Source organism: Deinococcus detaillensis (genome assembly GCF_007280555.1).
GTDB lineage: Bacteria > Deinococcota > Deinococci > Deinococcales > Deinococcaceae > Deinococcus > Deinococcus detaillensis.
The window spans coordinates 1-1767 of sequence record NZ_VKDB01000075.1; the positions used below are offsets into that span (position 1 = coordinate 1).

Sequence of the window (1767 nt, forward strand, 5' to 3'; positions counted from 1 at the left end):
AAATCAGTCAGGATTCTAAGCCTCGCGTGCGCGTCGTCTCATTCTGAAAATCGGCCACGCTTCTTCCACCTACGCAGTGCTGTCCCCACAGGAACAGCTTTCAGGAGACCCACCATGAACAGATGCGGATGCATCATTAAAAGCGTCAGAAGTCTAGGCGAGCGAAGCGCCCCCACTTGGGAAGATGCCGTGAGCTACGGAAAAGTCATTGCCCGTATGGGCCGCAAAGTCACCATCACTGATCTGTACAGCTATGAGCGCCACGTCATCACTGCCGATGGCACCACCACACCTATAGGCAAGCTCATCGTCCGCCGATTTCTGGGCGGCGCGTGGAATGACGGCCTGAACTAAAACCCACCCCGTCCTTTTTGCCCCCGGCTTTCTTAGCGGGGGCGCTTCCATACAAGGAGATCACCCTGTACGACTACTACGAGACCGCCGCCGTTGACAACGCCAAGAACCTTCAAGCCAACCTTTTTGCCACTTGGGGCGTCAGTATTTATGACCCCCAGATGCGCCGTCAGGCTGAAAAGACCATTGAGTTGGCCCGCGAGAGCTGGTCGGCCCGTGTCAATGCTGCCGTCGGGGTGGCCCAAGCGGTGCTCGACCACAACCGCGACACCGCCCTCGCCGTAACTCTGCGCTGATCCCGTCCCCGCAGGGACAGACAAGCTAAGCCGCCACCGCCACCCGCGCCCGATCAACATGTCCCGAATGAGGAATCTTCCGGATGGGGCTGCCCCACACCTGCAGAGAGGCTCCAGAGATGCGGGAATGACTTGTTCCCAATTCTCCTCGTCTGACACAGCACTCCACGTGAAGCATGATTGAACTTCAACCACACGCCAGCCTCCCGCTCAGCTGACAATTCGATACACCCTGGGTCACCGATATGCTGGCCCCATCGACGCAGTCAGTCCTGCGGGTCGTCGAGGTGTCTCCGGATCAATCAGCTCCTCAGACGTCAGCGTCACTGATGTGGGGACTGCCTTCAGCCGGTTCCGGCCAGGCCCCGGCAAACCAGCAGCCGGTCGTTGCTCTCCCCCATCTCGTAGCCGTCGGGATGCTCGATATCGCTGCGGGCCGCGCCGACCCGGATCACCCGGCAAAGTGCTCCGAAGAGTTTGACCACGTCTCCGACTTCCAGCGACTTGACCAGTGGTTTCTTTTCCCGCGCTGCACGCGGCAGCGGCTCTTTGGCCAACTCGATCCCCGGCAAGGCCACGTCCTTGTTTTGACGCATCAGGTGGGTGAAGAAGCCGCCTGGGTTGCTGATGATGGTGTGCTGCGCCAGGCGCTTCATGTCCCGCAGCCGCTGGGTCACCAGTTCAACCGAGTTGCGGTACTTCACGACCGCCTTGAGCGCCGTGATTGGACTGACCCGCGCCGCCACCGCCGCCACGACCACCGGTTGCAACTCCTCCGGCAGCAGCAACTCGGGAGCCGCTTGCTCGCTGTCCAGGAGGGCGATTTTGTTGGTGTCCGCATGTATTTGTTCTTTTTGTTTTTGTACTGCCGACAAATACATGTGGACACCATCCGGGACAGTGACAGCGGGCAGAGCCTCGGTCACCCGGCGCAGGGTGCGCGGGTTCATGGCGGGCAGGGCCTGATACGCCTCACAGCGGTCAATCCCGAGCAGGTTAAGGAGTACCTGCGCGACGCCGTAAGCGTCGGTGCAGGCTTTGAGTTGGTCGCGGGCGTCGGTGAAGCGGCTCTCAAGGGTGGGCTGTGCGTCGGTGGGGACACTCACGGGGAACTCCG

The 1767-nt window shown here is 60.8% G+C and carries 2 protein-coding genes and 1 pseudogene; 2 read left to right on the forward strand and 1 reads right to left on the reverse strand.

Annotation, left to right across the window (positions count from 1 at the left end; translation table 11 throughout):
- Positions 1-114 precede the first annotated feature (114 nt).
- Positions 115-354 (forward strand): hypothetical protein, encoded by a 240-nt coding sequence (locus tag FNU79_RS18865; RefSeq protein ID WP_143722330.1) that lies wholly within the window; start codon positions 115-117, stop codon positions 352-354.
- A gap of 17 nt (positions 355-371) precedes the next feature.
- Positions 372-650 carry a hypothetical protein gene (locus FNU79_RS18870; protein ID WP_143722331.1) on the forward strand — a complete coding sequence of 93 codons (279 nt, stop codon included), beginning with the start codon at positions 372-374 and terminating at the stop codon, positions 648-650.
- A gap of 344 nt (positions 651-994) precedes the next feature.
- On the opposite strand, the pseudogene FNU79_RS18875 reads toward FNU79_RS18870, so the two are convergent.
- Positions 995-1767 (reverse strand): annotated as a pseudogene (locus tag FNU79_RS18875) (hypothetical protein); the annotation flags it as partial.